Below are 19,450 nucleotides of genomic sequence, written 5' to 3' on the forward strand. Positions count from 1 at the left end.
TACGGACGGGATAAGCGCTGAAAGCATCTAAGCGTGAAGCCCCCCTCAAGATGAGATTTCCCAATTAGTAAGACCCCTTGAAGACGACGAGGTTGATAGGTTCGGGGTGGAAGCACAGCAATGTGTGTAGCTGACGAATACTAATCGGTCGAGGGCTTATCCTACTGCTAAGGATGATTCAACAGTTACTTTCGTATCCAGTTTTCAAGGTGCAAACCCTTGATCGTTTGGTGATGACGGCGAAGGGGAACCACGCGTTCCCATACCGAACACGACCGTTAAGCCCTTCAGCGCCGATGGTACTTGGACCGCAGGGTCCTGGGAGAGTAGGACGTCGCCAAGCACAGATAGCCTACCGCATGAATTTGCGGTAGGTTTTTTGTTGTTCGTACGAGCTTCGCAACGTGCGAACCGCTTGGTGACTTCCCTCTCCCAACTGGGAGAGTGTCTGAACCTTCTGATCGATGCAATTCGACGATGTGGGCCCGGCCTTAGCGGTAGGTTCAGACGCCGACCGTGATGTAGAGCTACGAAGTTTACTCATCCGGTGCGGAATGGACGTCGCCAAGCACAAAATGGCCTGCCGCAGATCACTGCGGCAGGTTTTTTGTGCGTTCGGGGACTTTGGGATAGGCGAAGCCCTTCATCCCAAAGTCCCCTGGCGACGTTCCTCTCCCTGCTGGGAGAGTGTCCGAATCTTTTCATCGAAGCAACTCGGCGATGCGGGCCCGGCCTTAGCGGTAGGTTCAGACGCCGACCGTGATGCAGCGCTTCGAAGCCTATTCATCCGGTGCGGAATGGACATCGCCAAGCACAAGAGCCTACCGTATGGATGCGGTAGGCTGATTACTTTTTAAAGAGCAAGAGATAAAGATCAAAAGATAAAGATCAAAAGATCACTCTCCACAGGAGAGTGTTTGAACCCATTCTCGAAGAAGATGAACCTCCCAAAGCAAGTTCAAGCTACTTGAAACCTCACGGCTATTTGCGTCCGTTCATTGCGCATGTTATGGTTGCCATAGATTAATGTGCGTCTATCCTTGATTTAGCTTGGTTGAGGAGATTGGTGGAATCCTTAAGATACTATGGGAGGCGATGTGAAGTGTCGACGGCAGAACAGATTATAAGCTTGTCCCTGGACAGGTATGATGAAAGTATGGAGTTATCTCAATTCGCCTTTCAATTCAAGCGTACGCCTTCGGAATTAGAAGAGATCAAGCATAATTTTATCCATGAACCGGCAGATCGTTGGGCTGTACTGATTGATGATCGTTTGGCGGCACAAGCAATAGTGCTTGATCTGCAGACCTACATTGCGGGACGTCCGTTTCGCATGGGCGGAGTTGCTGGAGTGGCGACTTGGCCGGAGCACCGCCGGCAAGGTCTGGTCGGGAAGCTGCTGGTTCATTCCCTGCAGGAAATGAGAGCCAAAGGGCAAACTGTATCGTTCCTGGCCCCGTTTGCCTTCGGGTTCTACCGCAAGTTCGGCTGGGGGACGTATACCGATATCAAAACTTATACGATACAAGCTAATCAACTGCCTCCAAGAACAACGTATTCAGGTAAAATGGAACGTGTCGTTGGATATGAGCGTGTGCAGACGATATATGAAGCTTACGCAAGCCAGTTCAATGGTTCCCTCCAGCGAACGAAGCTTTGGTGGGAGCGAAGAATCAGTAAGCGAAAGCCTGGGCATATTGCTCTCTATAGCGATGCCCAAGGTAATGGGCAAGGTTATCTTATTTATGAAGTTACGAATAAAGAGCTGACCATTCACGAATTTGTGTTTTTATGCGAAGAAGCCCGCGCAGCGTTATGGAGCTTCATCGGCCAGCACGACTCCATGCTGGATCGCGTGATCTTGAGTGCGCCGGTCGACGATATTTTGACGGATTTGCTGCCAAATCCGAGAATCAAGCAGGACATCGTACCCTACTTCATGGCGCGTATTGTGGATGTGGAAGCGTTTTTGAAGCAGTATCCGTTTGCCACAGGTGGAGAAGACAGGTTCCATCTTCAAGTAACAGATACGCATGCTTCTTGGAATGCTGGAGATATTACGGTACATATTGATGAGAACGGTGACGCAAGCGTAAGCCGTGAACCGGGACTCTTTCAACAGAATGATGCGATTCGAATCGAAATGGGGGATTTAAGCACGCTTATGCTGGGATACCGATCGGTGGCTCAATTATCGTCTTTGAATCGCATTCATGGTCCGCTTGACGTTATGAATCGCTTACATCTCCGTATTCCCGAACGAACGACGTACCTTCCTGATTTTTTCTGAAGATTGTCAAATTTCAGGCACCTTAAATGCAGGAAAATGCGGGATTTATAGGCACTGGACTAGCCTTGACAGCCCCTACCCCCTCTGCTAATATTGCAATAATATACGACAGAGGCCATGAAAATAAGGGAGGAACATACTCGTGTGGGAAACGAAATTCGCTAAAGAAGGGCTTACGTTCGACGACGTACTGCTTGTTCCGCGCAAATCAGAAGTGCTTCCAAGAGAGGTCAATATCTCTACTCGGTTAAGCGACAGCATCAAGCTCAACATTCCGTTAATTAGCGCAGGCATGGACACCGTTACGGAAGCTGCTTTGGCGATTGCAATTGCTCGTGAAGGCGGTATCGGCATTATTCATAAGAACATGTCCATCGCACAGCAAGCCGAAGAAGTAGATCGCGTGAAGCGCTCCGAAAGCGGCGTTATTACGAACCCGTTCTCGCTTACACCGGATCATCATGTGTACGATGCGGAAGAGCTTATGGGCAAATACCGTATCTCCGGTGTGCCAATTGTAGATGGCAACAAGAAGCTAGTAGGCATTCTGACGAACCGCGATCTTCGTTTTGTCCACGATTTCTCCATTAAAATCAATGAAGTCATGACGCGTGACAATCTTGTAACGGCTCCGGTCGGTACGACGCTGCAGGAAGCGGAAGGATTGCTTCAACAGCACAAGATCGAGAAGCTCCCTCTCGTCGATGAAGAGAACACGCTGAAGGGCCTAATCACCATTAAGGATATCGAGAAAGCAATCCAATTCCCGAATGCAGCGAAGGACTCGCAAGGCAGACTGCTTTGCGGTGCAGCGGTAGGCATCTCCAAGGATACGTTTGACCGTGCAGAAGCGCTCGTGAACGCAGGTATCGACGTGCTTGTCGTCGATTCCGCTCATGGTCATCATATCAATATTCTAGAGTCCGTTCGCAAGCTGCGCACTACTTATCCTGAGCTGACGATTATCGCTGGCAACGTAGCGACAGGAGAAGCCACTCGTGATTTGATTGAAGCTGGCGCATCCGTGATCAAAGTAGGCATCGGTCCAGGCTCGATCTGTACAACTCGAGTCATCGCCGGTATCGGTGTACCTCAAATTACAGCGATTTACGACTGTGCATCGGTGGCTAGGGAATACAATGTGCCAATTATTGCAGATGGCGGCATCAAATACTCCGGCGATATTACAAAAGCTATCGCTTCCGGCGCAAGCGCGATTATGATCGGCAGCTTGTTCGCAGGTACAGCGGAGAGCCCAGGCGAGACGGAAATTTTCCAAGGCCGCAGCTTCAAGGTATACCGCGGCATGGGTTCGCTTGGCGCAATGAAGGAAGGCAGCAAGGATCGCTACTTCCAAGAGAACGAGAACAAGCTTGTTCCGGAAGGCATCGAAGGCCGTGTTCCTTACAAAGGCCCGCTGGCTGACACCGTTCATCAGCTGCTTGGCGGTCTGCGCGCCGGTATGGGCTATTGCGGTACTGCTTCGCTTGAGGAGCTTAAGAACGATACGCAATTTGTTCGCATCACAGGTTCGGGTCTTCGCGAGAGCCATCCGCATGATGTGCAAATTACGAAAGAAGCTCCTAACTACTCTCTATAATATGGATGTAGACCCGACAACGGGATATATGCCAGACAGTGATAGGCCGACATTGGCCGTCGCTGTCTGGTTTTTTAATATACGGATGCAGCATCCTCAGTCAGAAACCATCGAATATCATGCAGGCTTAACTCGGAGGAAGAATAGATGGTAATATTTTCTGATGGCTCGTGTTCGAATCGATTATGGGAGTAAATTTCTCTAAAGCAGTTGCAAGAAGGGAGCAGTCGCAGTTGATTCATTGCAAGCGCAGTCTGGCATTTGAAGCTTGGGAATAGCACCACAGGCAAGGCGCATGCACGATTATTTCTATGAAGGATCTCTCATTTCCCGGCAGCCTGAAAGAGGTTTAATTGTAGTGTTCTCCTATGTTACAATTAGGCTTGGATAAATCAATGGGAAAAGGGGAAACGACATTGAAGGTAATGGGAAGACCGGTTCGGTTGTTGTCGGTCATAGCTGCTAGTTTGGCGTTGTGGTTGGCTGTGTTGTCGTTTGGCGCTACGGGCGCTCTGGCAGTCGGATTCGACAATAGGCCTAGTACGGAAAATTCGCTAGGCTTGCAAGTGAAGTCCGCCATCCTCATCGAAGCGGAATCGGGACAGGTGCTATTCGAGGTAAATCCGGATCAGCCGCTGCCGATTGCAAGCATGACCAAGTTGATGACAGAGTATATCGTACTTAAGGAGATTAAAAACGGACGTATGAATTGGGAAAATGTCGTGACGGTTGATCCTGTGGCAGCCGATACGGATCGCACGGAATCGCAAATTTTCCTCGCTGCTGGAGACCAGCACACCGTTCGTGATTTATATATAGCAATGGCGGTTGGCTCGGCCAACGATGCAACGAAGGCGCTGGCCATTGAAGTGTCGGGCAGCCTTGAAGCTTTTATCGACAAAATGAACGCGACAGCTGAGGAATTGGGCTTGAAATCGGCTGTATTCACAAGTGTAACAGGATTCGAGGATACAACGGTCATGTCGGCTGGCGATGTGGCAAGATTATCTCGACATATCTTGCTTGAGCATCCGGAGTTTCTCGAATTCTCAAGCATTCAGGACTATAAGTTCCGTGAGCGCGATACCGCTCCGATGATCAACTTTAACTACATGCTGGGCACCAATGTGAACAAAATTTCTCTTAAGCATCTGGCTTATGAAGGTGTAGACGGTATGAAGACCGGATTTATCAATGCGGCCGGTTACAACTTCACGGGTACGGTAAAAAGAGGCGACATGCGCTATATTAGCGTGGTTATGGATACTTCCACGAAAGATGCGCGCTTCTATGAAACGGCGAAGCTGTACAACTATGCCTATGCTACATTTGAGAAAAAGACGGTATTGCCGCCAAAATCCGTGGTAGAAACTGTGGAAACGGTGAAGATTAAGAAGGGCAAGCAGAAGACTGTTCCTGTCGTAACGGACAAGGATATTACGTTCATGGTGATGAAGGGCGTGGAGCCTAAGATCGAGATGAAGGGCTTCGAGCTTGTACCGGAGACCGAATTGGTAGCGCCGATCACCGCCGGCACGAAGGTCGGTACTGTGACGTACACGTATGCGGACCAAGCTACAGGCAAGGATTTGGACTACACCGTTAATCTTGTGACGACTGAAGAAGCGGAGAAAGCAGGCTGGTTCCGTCTGTTCTTCCGAGCCATCGGCGACTTCTTCTCGAACTTATTTAATAGCATTCTCGATTTATTCTAATTCCGAGCCATTTACAGGGATTCTAGGCTTGTCGATTACACGCCGTTCCTGTAAAATCAATGGTTAGAACACTACGGTAGGATCAACATTCCAAGGGATGAATAATAGGAGGAACTAAACGATGGAAACAGGTACATCGCGCGTAAAACGCGGTATGGCAGAGATGCAAAAAGGCGGCGTCATCATGGACGTTATGAACGCCGAGCAAGCAAAAGTAGCAGAAGCGGCTGGTGCTACGGCGGTTATGGCCCTTGAGCGCGTTCCTTCGGATATTCGCGCAGCAGGCGGCGTAGCCCGTATGGCTGACCCGACGATTGTAGAGGAAGTTATGAAAGTGGTTTCCATTCCGGTAATGGCGAAAGCCCGTATCGGCCACTATGTAGAAGCGAAAGTATTGGAGTCCATGGGCGTGGACTACATCGACGAGAGTGAAGTATTGACGCCAGCGGATGAAGTTTTCCATATTAGCAAAAACGAATTTACCATTCCGTTCGTATGCGGTGCGAAGGATCTGGGCGAAGCGCTTCGCCGTATCCAAGAAGGCGCAGCCATGCTGCGTACGAAAGGCGAGCCAGGCACAGGCAACATCGTAGAGGCCGTACGCCATCTTCGTCTGATCAACGGCCAAATCCGTAAGATCCAAGGCTTGTCCAAAGACGAGCTGTATCATGAAGCGAAGCTGCTGGGCGTTGCTTACGACCTGCTGCTTGGCGTACACGAAACAGGCAAGCTGCCAGTGGTTAACTTCGCGGCAGGCGGCGTAGCGACTCCTTCCGATGCGGCACTTATGATGCATCTTGGCGCTGACGGCGTATTCGTAGGCTCCGGTATTTTCAAATCGGACAGCCCTGAGAAGTTCGCTCGCGCGATCGTAGAAGCGACAACGCATTACCAAGACTACAAGCTGATTGCTGAGGTGTCCAAGAACCTGGGCACGCCGATGAAAGGCATCGAAATTTCGAAGCTGAACGCTTCTGAACGTATGCAAGACCGCGGAATTTAAGAGATCAGATGAGCCGGCCAAGCCTTCGGGGGAGGCCGGTCTTTTAAAAGGATGGCGAATATAACGATGAAGATAGGCGTACTTGCGCTACAAGGCGCAGTAGCAGAGCATATTCGAAGCTTGGAAGCGGCGGGCGCGGAAGCGGTCGCTATTAAGCGTGTAGAGCAGCTTGAGGAGTTGCACGGCCTGATCATCCCTGGTGGCGAGAGTACGACGATTGGCAAGTTAATGCGGAAGTACGGATTTATGGATGCGATCCGTCAGTTTTCGGCCCAAGGCAAGCCTTTATTCGGTACTTGCGCAGGTCTAATCGTCTTGGCTGACCGGATTGAAGGAAATGAGGAAGCTCATCTAAAGCTGATGGACATGACCGTTGCGCGCAACGCCTTCGGCCGTCAACGCGAGAGCTTTGAGACAGACTTGGACGTAAAAGGTATTAACGAGCCCATCCGCGCCGTGTTTATCCGTGCTCCGCTTATCAAAGAAGTTGGTGCTGGCGTAGAGGTGTTGTCGACGTACAACGATGAGATCGTCACGGCTAGACAAGGGACGCTGCTTGCAGCATCTTACCATCCGGAACTGACAGATGACTTCCGTCTGCATGCTTATTTCCTGGATATGGTGAAGGAAGCGGCTGCTGCGAAAGCATAAGCTGAGCTCGGCGCATCACGAAGAACGAATAAAACTAATACTCTCACGAGAGAGGGGCTTATAGAAACGTGTTAGATGTAAAATTGCTGCGTACCGAATTTGAAAAGGTGGAGCAGGCGCTGCGCAACCGCGGCGCTTCGCTGGACCTCATTGCCGGCTTCCCGGAGCTTGACCAAAAGCGCCGTGAGCTCATTCAAGAAACCGAAACACTGAAAAACCGCCGCAATACGGTATCCCAAGAGGTAGCGAAGCTGAAGAGATCTGGCGGCGACGCGGATAGCCTCATTGTGGAGATGCGCGAGGTAGGGGACCGGATTAAAGAGTTGGACGACCAATTGCGCGAGATGGACGTTCAAGTCGAGGAGCTGACGCTCAATATCCCGAACATCCCGAACGAAAGCGTACCTGTAGGCGCATCAGAGGAAGAGAACGTCGAGATTCGCCGAATCGGCGATGTGCCGACATTCGATTTCGAGCCGAAGGCGCATTACGATGTCGCTCATGAGCTCGGCATACTGGATTTTGAACGCGCGGCGAAGGTAACAGGTTCCCGTTTTACCTTCTATCGCGGACTTGGGGCGAGGCTCGAGCGTGCGCTAATCAGCTTTATGATGGATCTGCACAGCGACCAGCATGGCTATGAGGAGATTCTGCCGCCTTATATCGTGAACCGCGATAGCTTGATCGGTACTGGACAGCTTCCGAAGTTCGAAGAGGATCTGTTCAAGATCAAAGATACCGACTATTATCTGATCCCGACAGCAGAAGTACCGGTGACGAACATCCATCGCGACGAGATTCTAGATCATGAGCAGCTGCCGGTTAACTTCGTAGCCTACAGCGCTTGCTTCCGCTCCGAGGCGGGTTCGGCCGGCCGAGACACGCGCGGTCTTATTCGCCAGCATCAATTCAACAAGGTTGAATTAGTCAAGGTTGTAAAGCCGGAAGACTCTTACGATGAGCTGGAGAAGCTGACGGCTGATGCGGAGAAAGTGCTTCAATTGCTAGGTCTGCCGTATCGCGTACTAACGCTCTGCACAGGCGATATGGGCTTCACATCGGCGAAGACCTATGATCTGGAGGTATGGATTCCAAGCGCCAACACGTATCGCGAGATCTCCTCTTGCTCCAACTTCGAGGACTTCCAGGCACGGCGCGCGGGCATCCGCTTCCGCAGAGAGCCGAAGAGCAAGCCTGAATTCGTACATACGCTGAACGGCTCTGGACTTGCGGTTGGCCGTACGGTAGCCGCTATCCTGGAGAACTTCCAGCAAGCGGACGGATCGGTTGTCATTCCGGAGGCTCTGCGGCCTTACATGGGCGGCGTTGAGAAGATTACAGTACGGTAGTTTATCATTTGGAGATAACCTTCTCTTCAAATCACAGTATATGCCACAGGTCGAAAATAGCTTGATTATCAATTTTGACCTGTGGTACAATGAGCTTTGTCACGATTAAGTGACGATTTGATATGTGGAGAGGTACCGAAGCGGTCATAACGGGGCGGTCTTGAAAACCGTTAGGGCGCAAGCCCACATGGGTTCGAATCCCATCCTCTCCGCCAGCTTATTCTCATAAGTATATCCAGCGTCCAGCGCAGAAGCGCATGGGCGTTTTTTGTTGTTCATCCGAAGATTCTAAAAAAATAAACACGTCATCTAAAGAATGACGCCTATTCTCATTAATAAAGACGATGATATGCTAATGGGGCTTGATGGGAAAGACATGATCATTCTTATGAAAAGGAGTGTTGTCATGCTTAGATTCATCAAATTGGCTTTAAGCTTTTCCCTCATTATGCTTGCAGTAATGCCTTCGGTATCCGCAGCCGGAGAGTCGGTCGAGGTATGGACGACGAATGAATCGCTTAGCAAAGCTCTGACAAGAGAGGCGAATGTGAATTTCGGTCCAGATAGCGGCTCAGCACCGCTTACAATTGACGTGAATGAGAATATTGCTTATCAGCAGATGGACGGCTTCGGCGTGTCCATCACAGATGCTTCAGCGTGGCTGCTTACGTACAGGCTTAGCAATGCCAAACGCGCCGAAGTATACGAGCGGCTATTCGGTTCGACCGGAATCGGTCTCAGTCTGCTGCGCCGGACCATCGGGGCCTCCGACTTCAACTGGGAAATATACAGCTATAATGATACAGCCAACGATCCTAACCTCAACAACTTCTCCATCGCCCGAGATATGCCTTATATCGTTCCGAGGGTGCAGCAAGCGTTATCCGTCAATCCTCAAGTAAAAGTCATGGCAGCTGCCTGGAGCCCTCCGGGATGGATGAAAGCCGGCCAATATCCGAATGCCACCCATCCGATGAATACCGGCTATTTGTTACCCCAATACTATGGAAGCTACGCTAATTATTTGGTGAAATTTATTCAAGCCTATCAGGCTCAAGGCATTCCGATCTATGCCATAAGCCCGTTGAATGAACCCGGATTGCAAATCGATCATTATCCTACCACTTATATGTCGGTTACCGACCAAATTAATTTCATCAAAAACAATCTGGGGCCTTCCATTCAGCAAGCGGGGCTTACTACGAAAATAATGGGCTACGACTTTAACTGGGATAATACGTCCTTCCCGGATCAGTTGCTTGCCGATCCTGCAGCCAATAGCTATATTGCAGGCACAGCCTACCACCATTACGGCGGCAATCCTTCCGCGATGTCGACGATTCGGGATAAATATCCGACCAAAGATATATGGTTTACGGAAGGCGGCTTTGGGACTTGGAATCCGTCCTTTGACAACATGATGTGGGAGCTTATCTCGATACCGCGGAACTGGTCGAAGTCCTTCATCGCCTGGAATTTGGCACTGGATCAGAACAATGGCCCATCCGTGCTTCCGAACAGCATCAACCATGGGATGCTGCTTATTCGCAGCGACGGTACGGATCAAGTGACGTATCGCAATCAGTATTATGCCGTTGGACAATTCAGCAAGTTTGTCGTGCCGGGAGCTGTCAGAATCGCGTCGCCGAACTTCAATAATATGCAGAATGTCGCGTTCAAAAACCCGGATGGTTCCAAGGTAGTAGTCGCGTACAACAATCAGAACTACTCGCAATCCATAAAGGTGAAATGGGGCAATCAAAGCTTCACGTACAATGTGCCGGCCAAAACGGCGATTACGTTCAAGTGGCATGGCACCATAGCGGGCGCCAATCCCGTCGTAGCCATCAAGGCACAGGCGAATCAACGCTATGTAGCGGCGGAGAATGGAGGCAGCGCTTCGTTGATTGCCAATCGTACCGCTGTGGGCACATGGGAGAAATTCGAAAGAATCAATCTTGGCAACAACAATGTTGCCTTCCGGTCGCTGGCAAACGGCAAGTATGTCACGGCAGAGAACGCCGGCAGCAGTCCGTTATTCGCCAGGAGCGACACGATCGGGACCTGGGAGACCTTCCAGCTGTCGAACGTAAGCGGTGGTGTTACGCTGCGCTCAGCGGCTAACAATCTGTTCGTTACGGCCGAGGATGCGGGCGCAAGTCCGCTAATTGCGAACCGGGCAACTGCGTCGGGCTGGGAAACGTTCATCTTGGAGACACAGTAGCATAGTCGCGGGATGATATTCGTATAAAAAGCGCCTCCACATCGCATCTTAACGTTGTGGAGGTGCTACTACTTATGGCGAAATCTGATGAGCTTCGAATTGATCCGCAGCAGCTTGCAGACGCATGGCAGCGTACGCTGCCGGAGACCATCAACAGCTCCGATCGATGCGTGGTGCAGCAGGATGAGGCGGACGACAAGGCGCTGCGTGTTACGATACATTCCGCAGGGCATCAAATGTATGAATTTGATTTTAAAGTGACCTATACCGGCAGCCGTGAAGTGGCTGTGGAACTGGTCGATGTGGAGAAGGACAACGTTGCCGTGGACGAGCGTACGGATATCATTCAACAATTGATCCATGATTATAAGAGGCATCTGCATGAGTGCGCCCAAGCGCTCCAGCAGCTGACTCATGCGTAAGGGGTGACGAGCATGTCGAAAGCCAAAGGAACAGCCGATAAAAACTTATCCAATGTCGTGGAGGCGCTGGAGACGGAACCGGTTAACAGCCATCAAGCCCAGCAGCTTCAGCAAGACAAGAACGACCGCCGTCATCAGGACTCCCTGAACTTCGACCAGCCTGTGGATATGAAGAACCAGCGCTAGTCTATTGCTCCAATGAAGGTGAAGCAGCATTGACTATAGGAGGGAAACGTCATGAGTAAGCCGAAGAGCGTGCCCGTTCCCGAGAGCGTGCCGCATAATGAGAGGAAGCGGCAGGATCACGATAACGGCCTGCAGGAGCCGCTATCCGGCTCCAAGAAAACGAAGCAGCAGAACCACGTATCCCATAACAATCCGGAAGGCTAATATGCTCCCCGTGTCCTATGACACGGGGAGTATTTTTTGCCCATCGGCTATCCAATCACCTAAATATAGTATAGAATGGAGTTGCTTACAAAACAGATAGTGGAGGTAAACCGATTGATGAAGCAAGTAAAGCAAGCAGCACTTATCACCATGATTATTCTGACGATGATTATCGCAGGATGCAGCAGTGTGGCACCGCCGAAGGCAGCGCTCGAAGCAGCGACAGCCAAGACAATGGCGGCGGAATCCTACAAAATGTCCATGACGATGCAGCTCGACGAGCTGGAATTGCCTGAGGCAGGCGGCGTTGATGCTTCGATGTTCTCGCCGGCTCAAGTCGCAGGCATCGTGAAGGACGCAACTATTAAAGCAGACGTAGCTTATTCGTCGGAACCTATGCGGGCAGACGTTAACCTAGAAGTCATTTTGCCGGGCATGATGGATATGAAGCTGGCGGTGCCGATGATTATGACAGAGAAGGTCATGTACATTCAAGTTCCCTCTCTGCCGATGTTCGGTATACCGGAGTCTATCGTAGGCAAGTACATTCAATTTGACCTGGAAGAGCTGGCTAAGCAGGAAGGCGTAGATAGCCTGAACCTGAATGTTGCCGAGCAGCAGAAGATGGCGCAGGATCTGTCTGCGGCGCTGCTGAAGCACTTTGACGAGAAGACCTATTTCAGCAATGTGAAGGCTGAAGAGGCGGGATTGCCTGAAGGCCTTAAAGTTGACCAAGTGGTGAAATTCGCGATAGACGTTGAAAACTACCCTCAGACGGTAGAGACGATCGTGAACAAGGCGCTTCCAGAAATTTTGGATATCCTGATGAACAATGAAGCCTACCTGGAAACAGCCGGCATCGAGAAGGCTGATCTGGAAGAAGTAAAGGCGAACCTGGATACGAATAAGACAGAACTGCTTAACCTGCTTCAAAATGATTTGAAATTTAACGTTCTGGAAGTTACAGGCGGCATCAAGGACAAATACCTGGTGTACCAAGGCGGCAAAATCTCGGTCCAAATGAAGGATCCAGAGAGCGGCCTGGATGGGAAGTTCGGCGGCACTTTCTCAGCTCAGTATTCGGAGTTGAATAAGAAAATCGAGTTCCCTGCACTTCCGACAGACGCTTTGACGACAGATCAGCTTGCTGAGCTGTTCGGTGGTGCGGCTGGGCTGTAAGGTCTGACGTATCATGTAATCCCCTTCTGCCGGCCTGAGAGCTGCCAGAAGGGGATTTTATTTTATCTATATAATTGAAATTAGCCCGCTGTCTCTCGGCTAGAGAGGAGCGGGCTGTTCGTGTAGGAGCTGTAGTCTCAATTACTTGATGAATCGAATTGTAAGCGGGTAGCGGTATACGCTGCCCTCATTGGCTTTTATCGAAGCGATGATGACGAGGATGAACCAAGTGATGCCGATGGCAATCAGAAGCAGAACGCCGATAAACACAATGATAAGAATAGAGGAGATGATGCAATAGATCAGGATGCTGATTTGAAAGTTGAGCGATTCCTTGCCATGTTCGTTCACATAGGGGGACTGGTCTTTCTTGATTAGCCAAATCAATAGCGGGCCAATAATGGAGCCAAACGGAATGAAAAAGGTGCTGAAGGCCACCAGATGGCACAGCATGCCGAAGGTTTGATCATCCTTTGAGACCGGATTCGGATCGTACAAGCCACACTCCTCCTCATAGGGTAACGTCTTTAATGAAAGCACTCCACTTGCAATATATGCTCCATTTCACGATCTGTAGTCCTATTTGCTCAAATCTAGTACAAAAGAATCGTTTTTATTTGATAGACATAAAGTCCCACTTAAATTGCGGAAATTTTATTTATAATAGAACTAATTAACTTCGACAAAATTTTACATGAACCGATAAGAGGTGACAAAGAATATGATTTCTCCCTTTTTCAAGAAAAAAGAATCATCGGAGAAGCCCAGCGACCAGCCGCAGGACCTAGCTCCGGGACCCGCACCTGAGCAAGCCGACCTTGCTATAGAAGCGGGAGACGAGAATAAGGCGTATGGGGCTAATGTTCCAGACAAGGCGAAAATGGATAAAAAGTCGCTGGATCTGATCTTTGCAGTAGAACAAATGATTCAGGCCAAGCAGCATACGGAGCTTCAAGTGAATGAGCTTCAGGATCGTCTGGCTCATGCCGGCGGCAATATCGAGCGGCTGAATCGCGATGCGCGTCACTTGAACAAAGTGATTGAAGAGCGCGAGAAGAGCATTCATGAGTTGGAACAGAAAATTGTGGACAAGAACATGAAGGTCGATCAAGTTGTAGAGGATTACCGTGAGCTGCAACGGAAGATGTCGACGGAAATTGAAGAACTCAAGAGTGTCATTGAGTTGGAGCAGCAGAAATACAATGGCTTGCTTCAGAAGCACAATGATACGCTTGGGGAGAAAAATAAGCGCATTCATGAGCTTGAGGAGAAGATGGGCAGACAGGAAGTTGAGAATCAGCATCTGAAGCAGAAGTACGACGCGACGCATCAGGAGAAGGTTTATCTGGCCAATATGATCAGTGACTTTACTAATCGGATGTCTGCGCCATTAGGAAGAGATAACTAATGATGAAAACGGAAGCCTTGCAGACGATCGAGCTGTTGTCGCTGGAAGTTAAGCATGGCCGCCATGAGTTGCAGCTAGCAATTGAACGGGATGGGCAGCGTCATGTAACCGCACTGGAAGTCGATGAGAGCACCGGCCAGCAATTGCTTCTGCTGGGACCGAGCGAGGGGGAAAGGGCGAGATTATCGCTATACACCAGCTGGGATCCTTATCGAGAAGTACATTACAGCTCTATCATCAAGTCGAACCGCCAGCGGAGCGAGACGCATTATTTCACATGCTCCAAGCTGTATACGGATCTCATCGAGCAGCTTCGCCTAGGGGATTGGCCTGATCTGGCGGGAGATGATCGCACCGGAGAGGAACCGCCGGCGGAACAGAAGGCTTCACTTGCAAGCACGAATACATATGTTACAAAAATAACACGGATGATGGCCGCCTCCTTTCGTCTGCTCGTCTTGACTTGCGTACTATATGCAGCCTGGTTTGAGCTGGAGGGCAGCTTCTTGGCGAATCAAGGGGATGCGCTAAAGGAGCTTCAAGTCCCGGTAGCGGCAACAGTGGATACGGCTCAAGAGCAGATGGCCTCGCGACTGAACGATCATTTCGTACAGGCGCAAGGCGAGGAAGGCAGCGGAGCTGTCATGGCGGCCAACCTCCCTGTAGAACCAGAACAAGCTGCTGCATCGGAAGAAGCCGCAGAAAAGCCTGCCGTTGCAGAAGTCATAGAGCTTATCATCGGCGAGCCTTATTACAGCCTGCCAAAGGGGTACGTCGCCTTGACCTTTGACGATGGTCCTTCTATTTATACGAAGGATATTGTGGATCAATTGATCAAGCATGAGGTGGCGGCGACATTTTTGTTTGTCGGGAGAAATGTAAGCAACAATGCGGAATCCGTTGCCTATGCACATGAACAAGGCATGGCTGTTGGCAATCATTCCTGGGACCATAGCAATCTGGCTACACAGAAGAACGACAAGATGGCGAGCAATATTGCGGGGGCTAATGAGAAGCTGGAGCCGTTTATCGGGCAATCCGTCTCCCTATTCCGTCCGCCGTACGGGTCAATGAATGACCGCTTGTCCGACACCGTAGAGGATATGGGCATGAAAATGCTGATGTGGAATCGTGATCCCGAGGATTGGCGCACGAATGCGGCGGAAGATATTATGCAATATTTTGAGCAAACCGATCCGTCGGGCGGCATCTATGTCCTGCATGAGAAGAAAGCGACACTAGAGGCATTGCCTGACATTATCGAATTGTTGAAGCAGCAAGACTTGAAATTCGCCATCTTTCAATAATCGGCAGTCCGAATGCGGCATTCGTCGCAGGGGGCTGCTTTTTTCATGCAGGGAAGCGGGAGAACATGTCGAATCCTTGGGACAATATCAGGACTCCAAGCATCTTCACTGGCATGTAGCTTATGGCGACCCGTTGCGTTAAGTGGATAAGGGAAGGGACCGTAGGGTCCTTTTTTTCTTGGCAAAAAATGAACGATATCTGTCGCTTGGTTGTCTGTATAGGTGTGGAGGTGAGCAGGAGTTGGATTTTACCTATTTGAATACGCTGGCTGACGGCTATGATCGGGAGCAGGTGCTGCAGGATCTCATTCACGCGTATCGCAATGACGTATGGGATTACGCGTTCTCCATTACGCGCAGTGCAGATTTGGCCGATGATATCGCGCAGGATGTATTCCTGAAAGTGTATGAGAAGCTGCACACATTCCGCGGCGAGGCTTCGATCAAAAACTGGGTGCTGCGTATAACACGCAATATCAGCTTCAACCGGATGAAAAGCGGCTTTTTCCGGCGGGTGCTGTTAATGGGCGAGATGAGGGAGGCTGGTGTCAGTGCCCCGTCAGCGGAGAAACAAGCGATGGACCGCTTGCAGACGTCGGAAGCCTGGCAGCTTGTGCTGGAACTACCGGTTAAGCATCGGGAAGTGCTGGTGCTTCATGCTCATCACGAATTGACGCAAGAGGAAATTGCGGTGATGCTGCATCTTCCATTAGGCACGGTCAAGTCGCGCCTGCATCATGCCAGAACGAAGCTGGCTGGGCGGTACAAAGGAGGTTCGGAGCATGACGAAGTATAACGTCGACTTGGAGCGGGCGCTGCGGGAGCGGCCCGTACCGGGAAAGCAGGTCTCGATATCTGTAGAGAGCATATTGGCGCCGAGGAATAGAACGGGTGCATGGCGAAAACGAATAGCATATGCTTTTGCGGCCTGCGTAGTTGCGATTTCGGTCGTCTTTTTGTCCAGGGATATGTGGTTATCGGGATCAGACGGGGGCTCGGCACTTCCGATTGAGGGGTATCATGCGTCGAACAATGAGGATAATTGGACGCCTGCGACAAAGGAGAAAGCAGCGACGGCCCTTGGGGAGCTGCAGCCGGATTATCAACTGGGTCCTCAGCTGGCGGAGCTGGACTGGAACGGATTATTGGAGGGCAAGACGAAGCTGGATGGAATGGAGATGCTCTATCGGGAGGTTCTTGATGAAGACAGTCAGCTGCTCTTCATGGCGAGGAAGGGGGGAGTGGATTACGCGTATGAGCTTCTTGCCGTAGAGGTAAAGAAGGACGGGAATGAACCGTATAAGGTGTCGACCACCTTCTCCGCGATACCGCTTAAAGGGCCAAAGACTTATGAAGAACAGGCCGACAATGATTGGATGACGTACAATTGGGGCTCCTACCGGCATGAGGATGGTCGTACAATAAGGTTCGCATTCGGATATGTACTGAATGAGCGGCTGACGGAAGTGCGCTTTGCCAATTCATCAGGGAAGCAGGAAACCGCATTGCAGCTCAGTCATTCCGGCGGTCAGCGCTTTTGGTTTAAGGTCTTGTCGCCTGAGCTGAGCGAGGGGGCAATCACGATTGAGGCTCTGAACAGTCTAACCGGTAGACTGATGCTAGTCGATACGGAAGGCCGGATCAAACAGCGATATAGCAGGAGTCTTCAAAATATGGACAGTTTCAGCGCCCTCTCTCAGAAGGAGTGGAGAGAGATATCAGATGGAGCTGTCAACCATCCGTATATTGAAATGTTGGATAAGAAGATCATGCAAGATGGATCACAAATGTTGTTTTTGGCAGATTATAATAAAAGCACGCCAGTCAAAGGATACAAGATGTATGTCGTTAACTTAACGGAAGAGAAGAATGATGAATCCAATCGAATATTGCTCCCCGCAATAATGGGTGTATCTGCTGCCTTGGAATATGACAGCCATTCAACCGTGTCTACGGGCAATGCATTCTTCCATTACTCTTGGGGAGCGATGGATAAGTACGCCTTCGTATTTGGGTTTATTCGCGATCCGGAAGTTGAGAAGCTGCAGTTGAAGGATTCAGAGGGTGTGAAGATAGATTTAGTATTAACGGCTAATAAGCAAGGGGATCGCTTCTTTGTTCATTACGATCCGAGAAATAAAGAAGAAGATACCTTTGATTATACCTTTGAAGCATTAGATAGAGATGGGAATGTGATGTACCCGAAATAAAAAGTAATCGTTCAAACAAACATAATCATCATTCATATAAAAACCGTTCCAGTCGCTTATTCACCTCCGCCGGATTCTCCAAGTTCATCATATGCCCTACACCCGGCAGCAGTTCGGCATGAATCTTCGCACATTCCACTTCATCGGGATGGCAGCCATAGCGATGATTCGGTTAATAAAGGTCTGGTGAAGCGGAACAAAAGTGGCGGCGGGACTGAGCAAAAACAGCTTTTGGATTCGATAGGGAGCATAAATCGTATAATTCAAGGCCAGAAAACCGCCATACGAAATACCGCCCAGAGAGAAGGTGTCTACCTGGAGCTCACGAAGGACATCATCCATCCATTCCCCGCACGCTTCCCGGTTGGCCGGTATGGAGGTTGGCGCACTCTTATTCAAGTCGCCAATATAATCAATCGCATAGACGCAGTGTTTCTTTGCCAGCACTTCAATGTTCGGGAACCATACCGTAGAACTGAATCCCATTGCGTGCAACAGGATAAGAGGCTCGCCATCCTTTGGACCGCAGCTTTAAAAACTGATTTCCCGGCGCAGATGCCGTAACCAATTGCAAAAATCCCTTTTTGCTCAATCCGTTAGTTATGCTATAATGAAAATTGCTGTGGCCCCGTAGCTCAGCGGATAGAGCACACGTTTCCTAAACGTGGTGTCGGATGTTCGATTCATCTCGGGGCCGCCAGTATTGCCCGTATCACGATAAGAAGACAGTTAAGGGGTTGGCCATCATTCGGCCAACCCCTTTTTGACAGGTTTTATGCTTCTACCGTAACGGAACCGACAGATACAGATGCCTCCAACCGAGGTCCCTTTGTACCGATTGTGCCTGTTATTTCTCGCTTGGTATTAACTGTGTATTCAATCGCCTCGAGGTTGCTGGCGACATTGCCGACCTCGCTTTTCAGGCTTACGTCAGCCGCAGCGGGAGATTCGTTTAATTGAACGCGAATGGTACCTACCTCCGTCTTGGCAATAAGGTCGTTGTTCAGGCTAACACCATCGATTTGAATATCGCCGGTAGCTGTTTCGAGATGCATCGCCCCAATAATGCTGCTCAATCGGATGGAGCCGACATCGTTTTTGACATTAAGTGTATTCATATTCAGCTGCGATCCCTCAATCGCGCCGAAGTTATTGTTAATGGTAACTTTGTCATACTGTTTCTCAGGCAAAGAGATAATCAAACGGCGTTCCCCACGATTATCGCCGATTATTTTGCTGTTTTTTTCCTTGGTCTCAATTTCAAGCACGTCATTTTTGATCGCTACATTAAAGGTTATATCCTTCTCCACCTTGCTGTCAGCCATTAATTCAACCTCGGCCTGCTCGGATTTGCTGCGAACAATATCAATCAACATCGCTTCTGTAACGACTTTTATGCTCTCAAATTCATTAGCCTGGAATGTATGCTTGCCCTTGGAGACGACCTCCCCTGAACCAGAGCCTTCACCGATGACAACTTTATCCGTAAGCTTATTGACAGTGCTGCTGCAAGCTGTCAGAGCGATTGCCAGCATGGTGGCTGTAACTAGCAAACTAATTTTTTGATAACTTTTCATGATAGATCCCCTTTTCCGTTCCAAGTGTCTATAACCACTTCAAGGACTTGTGCGTCCTCGCCGTATCCATATTTTAACTCATGCCTTACATTATAGAGAAAAACGGCCTCGAGCAAAACAGACCT

18 protein-coding genes, 2 tRNA genes and 2 rRNA genes are annotated in these 19,450 nt (G+C 49.9%); 19 read left to right on the forward strand and 3 right to left on the reverse strand.

Annotated elements, in window-relative coordinates:
• The 14 genes from D3P07_RS20085 to D3P07_RS20150 all read left to right on the forward strand — a co-directional run.
• Window positions 1-164 (forward strand): 23S ribosomal RNA (locus tag D3P07_RS20085); the annotation flags it as partial.
• A gap of 62 nt (window positions 165-226) precedes the next feature.
• Window positions 227-343, forward strand: a 5S ribosomal RNA gene (rrf, locus tag D3P07_RS20090).
• Between the two features lie 759 nt (window positions 344-1,102).
• Window positions 1,103-2,290, forward strand: coding sequence for a GNAT family N-acetyltransferase (locus D3P07_RS20100; RefSeq protein WP_119802057.1), 1,188 nt, complete (start codon window positions 1,103-1,105; stop codon window positions 2,288-2,290).
• A gap of 142 nt (window positions 2,291-2,432) precedes the next feature.
• On the forward strand, window positions 2,433-3,890 hold the full coding sequence (gene guaB / locus D3P07_RS20105; protein ID WP_119802058.1) for an IMP dehydrogenase: 1,458 nt from the start codon (window positions 2,433-2,435) through the stop codon (window positions 3,888-3,890).
• A gap of 425 nt (window positions 3,891-4,315) precedes the next feature.
• The gene (locus tag D3P07_RS20110; RefSeq protein ID WP_259391626.1) at window positions 4,316-5,605 is read left to right on the forward strand and encodes a D-alanyl-D-alanine carboxypeptidase family protein; all 1,290 of its coding nucleotides are present in this window, start codon (window positions 4,316-4,318) and stop codon (window positions 5,603-5,605) included.
• A 121-nt stretch (window positions 5,606-5,726) separates the two neighbouring features.
• Window positions 5,727-6,608, forward strand: a complete 882-nt coding sequence (pdxS, locus tag D3P07_RS20115; RefSeq protein WP_119802059.1) for a pyridoxal 5'-phosphate synthase lyase subunit PdxS — start codon at window positions 5,727-5,729, stop codon at window positions 6,606-6,608.
• Window positions 6,609-6,674: 66 nt separating this feature from the next.
• A complete protein-coding gene (gene pdxT, locus D3P07_RS20120) occupies window positions 6,675-7,259 on the forward strand; it encodes a pyridoxal 5'-phosphate synthase glutaminase subunit PdxT (protein ID WP_119802230.1) in 585 nt (194 codons plus the stop codon).
• Window positions 7,260-7,327: 68 nt separating this feature from the next.
• The gene (serS, locus tag D3P07_RS20125; protein WP_119802060.1) at window positions 7,328-8,608 is read left to right on the forward strand and encodes a serine--tRNA ligase; all 1,281 of its coding nucleotides are present in this window, start codon (window positions 7,328-7,330) and stop codon (window positions 8,606-8,608) included.
• 126 nt (window positions 8,609-8,734) lie between these two features.
• A tRNA-Ser gene (locus D3P07_RS20130) sits at window positions 8,735-8,823 on the forward strand.
• A gap of 191 nt (window positions 8,824-9,014) precedes the next feature.
• Window positions 9,015-10,832, forward strand: coding sequence for a glycoside hydrolase family 30 beta sandwich domain-containing protein (locus tag D3P07_RS20135; RefSeq protein ID WP_119802061.1), 1,818 nt, complete (start codon window positions 9,015-9,017; stop codon window positions 10,830-10,832).
• Between the two features lie 74 nt (window positions 10,833-10,906).
• A complete protein-coding gene (locus D3P07_RS20140) occupies window positions 10,907-11,254 on the forward strand; it encodes a hypothetical protein (RefSeq protein ID WP_119802062.1) in 348 nt (115 codons plus the stop codon).
• A 12-nt stretch (window positions 11,255-11,266) separates the two neighbouring features.
• Complete coding sequence (locus D3P07_RS27180) at window positions 11,267-11,440, forward strand: hypothetical protein (protein ID WP_182914426.1); 174 nt, start codon at window positions 11,267-11,269, stop codon at window positions 11,438-11,440.
• A gap of 51 nt (window positions 11,441-11,491) precedes the next feature.
• Window positions 11,492-11,644: a small acid-soluble spore protein P gene (locus D3P07_RS20145; RefSeq protein ID WP_119802063.1), complete on the forward strand. Its 153-nt coding sequence runs from the start codon at window positions 11,492-11,494 to the stop codon at window positions 11,642-11,644.
• Between the two features lie 114 nt (window positions 11,645-11,758).
• The gene (locus tag D3P07_RS20150) at window positions 11,759-12,823 is read left to right on the forward strand and encodes a Rossmann-fold NAD(P)-binding domain-containing protein (protein ID WP_147384547.1); all 1,065 of its coding nucleotides are present in this window, start codon (window positions 11,759-11,761) and stop codon (window positions 12,821-12,823) included.
• Window positions 12,824-12,964: 141 nt separating this feature from the next.
• Here D3P07_RS20150 and D3P07_RS20155 read toward each other — a convergent pair whose 3' ends face one another.
• On the reverse strand, window positions 12,965-13,321 hold the full coding sequence (locus tag D3P07_RS20155; protein ID WP_259391612.1) for a DUF4870 domain-containing protein: 357 nt from the start codon (window positions 13,319-13,321) through the stop codon (window positions 12,965-12,967).
• Between the two features lie 223 nt (window positions 13,322-13,544).
• Between D3P07_RS20155 and D3P07_RS20160 the strand changes: the two genes are divergently transcribed.
• The 4 genes from D3P07_RS20160 (at window position 13,545) to D3P07_RS20175 (ending at window position 17,748) form a co-directional block, all read left to right on the forward strand.
• Window positions 13,545-14,231, forward strand: coding sequence for a hypothetical protein (locus D3P07_RS20160; protein WP_119802065.1), 687 nt, complete (start codon window positions 13,545-13,547; stop codon window positions 14,229-14,231).
• Window positions 14,231-15,538: a polysaccharide deacetylase family protein gene (locus D3P07_RS20165; protein ID WP_119802066.1), complete on the forward strand. Its 1,308-nt coding sequence runs from the start codon at window positions 14,231-14,233 to the stop codon at window positions 15,536-15,538. Before D3P07_RS20160 ends, D3P07_RS20165 begins: the two co-directional genes overlap by 1 nt.
• Before the next feature lie 241 nt (window positions 15,539-15,779).
• On the forward strand, window positions 15,780-16,334 hold the full coding sequence (locus D3P07_RS20170) for an RNA polymerase sigma factor (RefSeq protein ID WP_119802067.1): 555 nt from the start codon (window positions 15,780-15,782) through the stop codon (window positions 16,332-16,334).
• On the forward strand, window positions 16,321-17,748 hold the full coding sequence (locus D3P07_RS20175; RefSeq protein ID WP_119802068.1) for a hypothetical protein: 1,428 nt from the start codon (window positions 16,321-16,323) through the stop codon (window positions 17,746-17,748). The genes D3P07_RS20170 and D3P07_RS20175 overlap by 14 nt, the downstream gene beginning before the upstream one ends.
• Before the next feature lie 96 nt (window positions 17,749-17,844).
• Here the strand turns inward: D3P07_RS20175 and D3P07_RS20180 are convergent, their stop codons facing one another.
• A complete protein-coding gene (locus tag D3P07_RS20180) occupies window positions 17,845-18,243 on the reverse strand; it encodes an alpha/beta fold hydrolase (RefSeq protein WP_147384548.1) in 399 nt (132 codons plus the stop codon).
• Window positions 18,244-18,372: 129 nt separating this feature from the next.
• Here D3P07_RS20180 and D3P07_RS20185 point away from each other — a divergent pair.
• Window positions 18,373-18,448 (forward strand) — tRNA-Arg (locus tag D3P07_RS20185).
• Window positions 18,449-18,521: 73 nt separating this feature from the next.
• On the opposite strand, the gene D3P07_RS20190 is transcribed toward D3P07_RS20185, so the two are convergent.
• The gene (locus tag D3P07_RS20190) at window positions 18,522-19,325 is read right to left on the reverse strand and encodes a DUF4097 family beta strand repeat-containing protein (protein ID WP_119802070.1); all 804 of its coding nucleotides are present in this window, start codon (window positions 19,323-19,325) and stop codon (window positions 18,522-18,524) included.
• Window positions 19,326-19,450 lie beyond the last annotated feature (125 nt).

Origin of the sequence: Paenibacillus sp. 1011MAR3C5, assembly GCF_003591485.1 — a bacterium.
Classification (GTDB): Bacteria; Bacillota; Bacilli; order Paenibacillales; family Paenibacillaceae; genus Pristimantibacillus.